The organism is Falsiroseomonas selenitidurans (assembly GCF_012103215.1).
GTDB lineage: Bacteria > Pseudomonadota > Alphaproteobacteria > Acetobacterales > Acetobacteraceae > Falsiroseomonas > Falsiroseomonas selenitidurans.
On the sequence record NZ_JAAVNE010000101.1, the window covers coordinates 1 to 7,383 of the forward strand.

The 7,383-nt window shown below is 74.9% G+C and carries 4 protein-coding genes; all 4 read right to left on the reverse strand.

Going from position 1 to position 7,383, the window contains the following annotated elements; genetic code table 11:
• Positions 1-4,349 (reverse strand): type I polyketide synthase (locus HEQ75_RS27265; protein WP_168035278.1); only part of this gene is annotated, 4,349 nt, incomplete at its 3' end.
• A gap of 48 nt (positions 4,350-4,397) precedes the next feature.
• On the reverse strand, positions 4,398-5,678 hold the full coding sequence (locus HEQ75_RS27270) for a glycosyltransferase family 4 protein (protein ID WP_168035279.1): 1,281 nt from the start codon (positions 5,676-5,678) through the stop codon (positions 4,398-4,400).
• A gap of 213 nt (positions 5,679-5,891) precedes the next feature.
• Positions 5,892-6,971, reverse strand: coding sequence for a C-terminal binding protein (locus HEQ75_RS27275; RefSeq protein WP_168035280.1), 1,080 nt, complete (start codon positions 6,969-6,971; stop codon positions 5,892-5,894).
• A gap of 81 nt (positions 6,972-7,052) precedes the next feature.
• On the reverse strand, positions 7,053-7,383 hold a 331-nt coding region (locus HEQ75_RS27280), incomplete at its 5' end, for a hypothetical protein (RefSeq protein ID WP_209318810.1).

Here is a 7,383-nt window from a genome sequence, read left to right on the forward strand (position 1 = left end):
AGGCCGATCACCAGGTCCGCCACCAGCGGCGGCGCGCCCTCGGCCAGCGGGTCCCAGGCGACGCCGCGGATCTCGCTGCCCGCCGGCATGCCTTCCGGCAGGTCCGGCAGCGCCACGCGCACCTCGCCGGCGGCCACATAGACCAGCGCGCGGCCCAGCGGCGCCAGCCGCGCCAGCACGCGGCGCGCCAGCACGCCGCCGGCCGCGCCCACTTCCAGGATTCGCAGCGGCCGGGTTTCCGGCCAGGTGGCGGCCAGCGCGCCGACGGCCGCCGCCAGCGCCTCCGCCAGCCGGGCCATCGCCTCGCCCTGCGGCGGCGGCGGCGCCAGGTCCCGCGCCTGGCCACGCAGTGCCGCCGGCAGCCGTTCCGCGGCCTCCGCGATCCAGGCGAGGTCCAGGGCCAGTGCCGGCTGCTCCGCCAGCACCGAGCGCCAGATCTCGGCGGCTTCCGGCAGCGCGCTGTCGGGCAGCAGGCGGATGCCGCCCGGCCCGCCGCGCCGCACCGGCTCCGCCGCGCCATCCTCGATCAGCGCCCGGCGCAGGAAGGCCTCATAGGCCGAGGCCTCCGGTGCCGCCTCGTGCAGCGTCGGCTCGCTGGCATAGAGGCCCTGGGCGGCGGCGGCGACATGCGCTTCCAGCAGCAGCGCCGCTTCCGTCAAATCCAGCCCGGCGGCGACGGCGCGCGCCGCCTCCATCGCCGGGGCCAGCACCGGGGCGGGCGGCGTGCCTTCCGCCGCCGGCGCCAGGCCGATGCGATAGGCGCCTTCCAGCGCCCCGGCCGCGCCCGGCAGGGCGAAGCGCTGGAACACCGCATCCTCGATGCGTGCCACGATGCGCCCGCCGGCATCGCGCAGCAGCATCCGCGCGGTGGCCGAACGCGCGCCGCGGCGCGTCAGGGTCACTTCCGCGCTCACCGCCGGGGCGCCGCCGGGCAGCGCCACCAGCCGGCCGAAGCGGACGGGCACCAGCCCGGTGCCGGGCGGCGGCGGGGTTTCCGCCAGCAGCGCGAACAGCCCCTGCATGGCGCCATCGAGGCGCGAGGGATGCAGCAGGAAGCCGGCATCCGGCGGCGCGGCATCCGGCAGCGCCAGGCGCACCCGCACCTGGCCCGGCGCGGCGCCGGGCAGCACCTGCTCCACCGCCGCGAAGGCCGGGCCGTAGCCCAGGCCGAGCCGGGCGGCGAAGCGGCGCAGCGCGGCGCCATCCATGGCCGGCGCCGCGCCTTCCGCCGCCGACGATGGAAAGGTGGGCGGCGCCAGGGCGGCGAGGGTCGCGGTGCGCAGTTCGCCTTCCGCATGCAGCGCCCAGGCTTCCTCGGACAGGCGGCGGCGGCCCTCGATGCGGAAGGCGCCATCGGCGTCCAGCGTGCAGCGGATTTCGCGCGCCCGGTCGCGCTCCAGGGTCACCGGGCGGAGGATGCGGAACTCCGCCACTTCCAGCGCCGCGGCCTCCGGATGCCGGGTGCGGGCGGCGGCCAGCGCCATGTCCAGCATCCCGGCCGCTGGCAGCACCGCATCCGGGCCCATGCGGTGGTCGGCCAGCCAGGGAAATTGCTCGGTGTCCAGGCTGCGCGACCACAGCGCCGCCTCCGGCCCGCGGCGGAAGCCCAGCAGCGGGTGGTCCAGCACGGGGCTGACCAGGTGGCTCGCCTCCACCGTCTCCGGCTGCCAGACGGGCTTGCGGTCGAAGGGCGTCAGCGGCAGGCGGCGGCGCGTGGCGCCGGCGAAGGCCGGCCCCTCCCGCGGATCGGCGCCGGCGGCGAAGGCGCGGTCGGCGATGCCGGCGAAGGGGTCAGCACCGGCCGCATCCCGGCGGCTGAGGCTGACCAGGTTCGCCGCCTCCACCCCCGCGGCGCGCGCCGTCTCCCGCATGTAGGATTGCAGGACGGGATGGGGCCCGATCTCCAGGAACAGCCGCGCGCCCTGCTCCAGCGCCCGGCGCAGCGCCGGCTCGAAGGCCACCGGCTGGCGCAGGTTCCGCCACCAATAGACCGGCCCGGCGGCATCGGCCTGCAGCACCTCCCCGGTCACGGTGGAGATCATGGGCGTGTGGCCGGGCCGGGTGTTCAGGCCGAGCAGATCCGCCAGCAGCCCCTCCCGCACGCCATCCATGGCGGCGGAGTGGAAGGCATAGTCCAGGTCCAGCGCCACCCAGGCGAAGCGCTGGGCCTCCGCCGCCGGGCGCAGCGCCTCCAGCGCCGCGGCCGGGCCGGCCAGGGTGACGGCCGCCGGGCCGTTCAGCGCCGCCACCTCCACCTGGCCCGCGAGGCCAGCCGCCTCGATCATCGCCTGGGCCTCGGCGGGCGGGGCGCCGAGGGCCACCATCCGCCCCAGGCCACGGGTCCGGTGCTGCTGGCGCGACCGGGCGACCACCAGCCGCGCCGCGGCCGGCAGGTCCAGCAGGCCGGCGGCATGGGCGGCGGCGACCTCGCCCACCGAATGGCCGAGCACGAGGTCGGGCTTCAACCCTTCCGCCGCCAACGCCGCCAGGCTGGCCACCTGGATGGCGAACAGCAGCGGCTGGGCGATGTCGGTGGCGGCCAGCGCCTCCGCCGTCACGCCCGCTTCGATCCGCGCCAGCGGCGACCAGCCGAGCAGCGGCGCCAGGGCCGCATCGGCCTGTGCCAGGGCGGCACGGAAGGGGGCGGAGTGGGCCAGGGCCAATTGGCCCATGCCGGCGAATTGCGCGCCATTGCCGCTGAACACGAAGCACAGCCGGCCCTGGGTCGCGGCCGAGGCGGCGGCCATGTGCGCGCCCGGCTGGCGCCATTCCGCCAGCTTCGCGGCCAGCGCGCCGCCATCCTCGCCCCGCAGCGCCAGGCGATGCGCATGCAGGTCCCGGTGGCGTGCCGCGCCGCGCGCCAGCGCCGCGGCTTCCGCCGCATCGGCGCCTTGCAGCCGCGCCTCCCAGGCCTGCGCCAGGGCCGCCAGCGCGGTGGCGGAACGGGCGGAGAGCAGCAGCGGCGGCATGGCCCCCGCCCCACCGCGCCGCACCGCGCCGGTCGCACCCTTGGCCACCCCCCTGGCCACCGGGCGCGGCGGCGCGGCGCCGATCAGGACGGAAGCATTGGTGCCGCCGAAGCCGAAGGAATTCACCCCCACCACCGGGTCGGCCACCGCCTCCAGCGCCTCCAGCGCCGCGGGGATGCGGATGTTGAGCCCGGCAAAGTCGATGTTGGGGTTCGGCTGCGCCTGGTGCAGCGTCGCCGGCACCTGCCGCTTCTCCAGCACCAGCAGCGCCTTGAGCACGCCCGCGACGCCGGAGGCAGGCTCCAGATGACCGATGTTGGACTTGATGGAGCCGACCGGCAGCGGTGTGGCGCGGCCGGCGGCGGCCTGGCCGATCGCCCAGGCCTCGGCCGGATCGCCGGCCTGGGTGCCGGTGCCATGCGCCTCGTAATAGGCCAGCCGCGCCGCCGCCACCCCGGCGCGCGCCATCACCTGGCGGATCAGCCGCGCCTGGCTGTCCCGGTTGGGCAGCGAAAGGCCGATGCTGCGCCCGACTGCCGAGACGCCGGAGCCGAGCACCACGCCGCGGATGTCGTCGCCCGCCGCCAGCGCCGCCGCCAGCGGCTTCAGCAGCAGCACGCCGGCGCCTTCCGCCCGCACATAGCCATCCGCCCCGGCATCGAAGGCCCGGCAGCGCCCGGTGGGGGAGAGCATCCCGGCGCGGGAGAAGCCGAGGAAGGGGAAGGGCGAGAGCAGCATCTGCACCCCGCCCACCAGCGCCGCCTCGATCCGCCCGGCGCCCAGCGCCTGACAGGCCGCGTGCAGGGCGACGAGGGAGGAGGCGCAGGCGGTGTCGATCGTCTCCGCCCCGCCGCGCAGGTCGAACACGTTGGTCAGGCGGTTGGACAGGATCGACAGCGCGTTGCCGGTCATGAAGTAGCGGTCGCCGCCGGCCGCATCGAGCAGCCGCATGTCGCCGTAGTCCGTCGCGGAACCGCCGATGAAGACGCCGATGTCGCGCCCTGCCAGCGCCGAGGGCCGCCAGCCGGCATCCTCCATCGCCTCCGCCGCCACTTCCAGCAGCAGGCGCTGCTGCGGGTCCATCTCCGTCGCTTCGCGCGGGGAGATGCCGAAGGCGCCGGCATCGAAGCCGCTGACATCGCCCAGCGTGCCGGCGGCGAAGGTGTGGCTGCGCCCGGGCTCGGTGCGGCGGGGGTGAAGGAACAGGTCCTGGTTGAAGCGCTCCGCCGGCAGGGTGGAAACGGCATCGCCGCCCGCTTCCAGCAGCGTCCACAGGCGGTCCGGGTCGGCGGCGCCCGGCAGCCGGCAGCCCACGCCGCAGATGGCGATGGGCAGGGCTGGTGCGTCCGGGGCCGCCCGGCGGTTGCGGGCGGTTGTCATGCGGCGAACCTGCTCAGCTTCGGCGGACGATCTGGGACGGACCACCGGTCATGTCAGCCCCTCGTCGCGCCGAAGGGCGCCGGGAGCCGGGCGTTCCAGATCCCGTACCGTCGGGGTGGGATCCAGGGCGAGCGCCTCCGTCGGGCGCTTCTGCAACTTGGCGAACAGCCGTTCGACCTCAACGAAATGATTGTCCCAGGTGGGCGGCCGCCAGACGGCCATGCGGCCGATCTGGGCGCGGCGGCTGCCGCTGTCCGGCCGGGCGTAGTCCAGCACGGCGCTGCGCCAGGACATGCCGTCCAGCGGGTCCAGATAATCCGGCACCTGTCGCCCCACCTCGCGCAGCGCCGGCAGGTCGGAGGCCAGGGCCGGCACGCCCAGCGCCAGGCTTTCCGCCAGGGGCAGGCCGAAGCCCTCGGCGAAGGAGGGGAACAGCAGGGCCCTGGCGCCGCGCAGCAGCGAAGCGACCTCCCGGTCGGGCAGCGAACCGGATTCGCGCACCAGCCCATCCAGGGCGGAACAGCGCTCCAGCATGTCCAGCACGTTCTCGTTTTCCCAGCCGCGGCGGCCGACCACCACCAGGCGCGGGGCGGCGCCGCCCATGGTGTTGGCGAATTGCCGCCACAGATTCAGCAGCAGCAGGTGGTTCTTTCGCGGCTCGATGGTGCCGAGCGCCACGAAATAGGGACGCAGCGCGACCGGCGGATCCTCCACCGAAGGCGGGCTGACGCCGAGCGGGGCCACGGCGACCAGCGGCCGGTCGGGCCGCGCCGCCAGCCAGGGCGAAAGCTCCTCCGCCGTCGCGGCGGAATTGACGATGATGGCGTCCGCCAGCGCGGCGGTGGTGATGATGCGCCGCTTGTGCTTCTCGGCCTGCCCGGCACGGGCGAATTCAGGGTGGTGCAGCGGGATCAGGTCATGGATCAGCGGCACGAAATGGCAGCCATTGCGCCGCATGGTGGCGATGCGCGCCGGCCGCTCCAGCGCGCGATGCGAGACCAGCAGGAAGCATTTCGGCCCGGACCGGCGCAGCGCCTCGTTCAACGCGGGGCGACCGAAGGGCAGCGCCAGCCGGGCGCGGCGTGCCGCCCCGCCGGCCAGGCGGGTGCCGCTCTCCCAGGATTCCTCCAGCGCCGTCACCAGTTCCCGTACCAGGGCGACCGGCAGCGCCGCGAAACCAAGCAGCGGAACCTCTGCAACAAAAGTGCAATCCGAGGCGTCGCGGCCCGCCCAGTGGCGTGCATAGGCCAGCTCGACCCGGTCAATGCCTGAAGGCGCCGCCCGATGGGCGACCGTCAGCAACCGGGAGATGTCGAGAAAGACATGCACGCCTAGACATCTCCTCGTGCCAAACGCGGCAGCTTGCGCCGACGACACGCTCCAGAGTCGTGCAACGCTTTGATCTGCCTAGCGTGCACTGCAATAATGTCCCGATCGAGGCCGGCGCGTCACTCACAATCCTGTGTAAGGTAACGCTCTGCGTCAATCTCTTTTTTTCAACGCATTTTCGGGACTCGCCGGAAGCGGGTGGCCCCGCCGGGCCTACCCCATTTCCGGGCGGATGACGTTGGTCGACAACCCTTCCAACAGGACATCCCGCATCGTCTCGGCGCTTTTGCGCCGGATGTCCAGCCATGCCTCCGGCGTATGGAAGGCGCTGTGCGGGGTGATCACCACGCGGCCCTGCAACCAGGGCTCCCGGGCCCGATAGGCCGCCAGCAGGCCGGGCACCGGCTCCACGGGCGGTTCCACCGGAATCACGTCGAGCCCGGCGCCGGCGATCCGTCCGCCGCGCAGTTCCCGCTCCAGCGCCTCGATGTCGAGGCTGGTGCCGCGGGCGGTGTTCACCACGACGGCGCCTTCCGGCAGCCAGGCCAGCTCCCGCGCGCCGATCAGGCCGCGCGTCTCCTTCGTGTCCGGCGCATGGATGGACAGCACGTCGGCGCCGCGCATCAGCTCCTCCAGCGTCCGGCAGCGGGTGATGCCCAGCGCCCGGTCCACGCCGTTCGGCAGGTGCGGGTCGTAGAAGCGCACCTTGAAGCCGAAGGCCTTGGCGCGCAGCGCCACCGCGGTGCCGATGCGCCCCAGCCCGACGATGCCGAAGCCCTGCACCTCCGCCCGGCGGATCAGCGGGCTGTCCGCATAGCGCCACGGTGCCGGCGGGTCGGCGCGCTGCAGGTCGTGGTGCAGGATGATCCCCCGCCGCAGCGACAGCGCCAGCGCCATGGCGTGGTCCGCCACTTCCTGCGTGCCGTAATCCGGCACGTTGCAGACGGTGATGCCGCGGGCCGCGCAGGTGGCGCGGTCCAGCCGGTCGTAGCCCACGCCCATGCGCACCACCACGCGCAGCTTGGGAAAGCGGGCGATGTCCGCGGCACGCAGCCAGTGGCGGAAGATCAGCAGCCCGTCGACGCGGGCGCAGAGCGCATCCGGCAGCGCCTCCAGCGTGCCGGTATGCGGCGCGCCACCATGGATGAAGTCGACTCCCGGGCCGAACACCTCCTGCTCCAGCAGGGTGTCAGGGTACATTCCCTCGGGTTCGAGGACGGTCAGTTGCGCCACGCCTGGCTTCTCCCTCAGCGCCGCGGCGGGGCCTTCCCCGACGCGATCGGGCGGGAGCATCGACCCTCCGCGCCCGCCCGGCAACCGGACGGGCGCGGGATTCGGCAGGCCGGCCCGGCGGGATCAGCCGGGCCGTGTGGTTCAGGCGCGCCACCAGCCGCGCTTGCGCGGCAGGTCGGCCGGCGCCCCTTCGCCCAGCACGATCGGCGCGACCGGCGGGGCTGCCACCGGCTCCGCAAGGCCCGGCGCGGCGGCGGCAGGCTCGGGCGCCGCAGGCTCCGGCGCCACGGGCTCGGGCATCGCAGCCTCGGGCACCGCGGGCTCGGGCATCGCAGCCTCGGGCACCGAAGCCTCGGGCACCACGGCTTCGGGTGCCGCGGGCTCGGGCACGACCGGCTCCGAGGCGGCGGGCGCCGGCGCGACGGTCTCGGGCGCGGCAGCGACCGCCTCGGGTGGGGCCGGAACCGGTTCG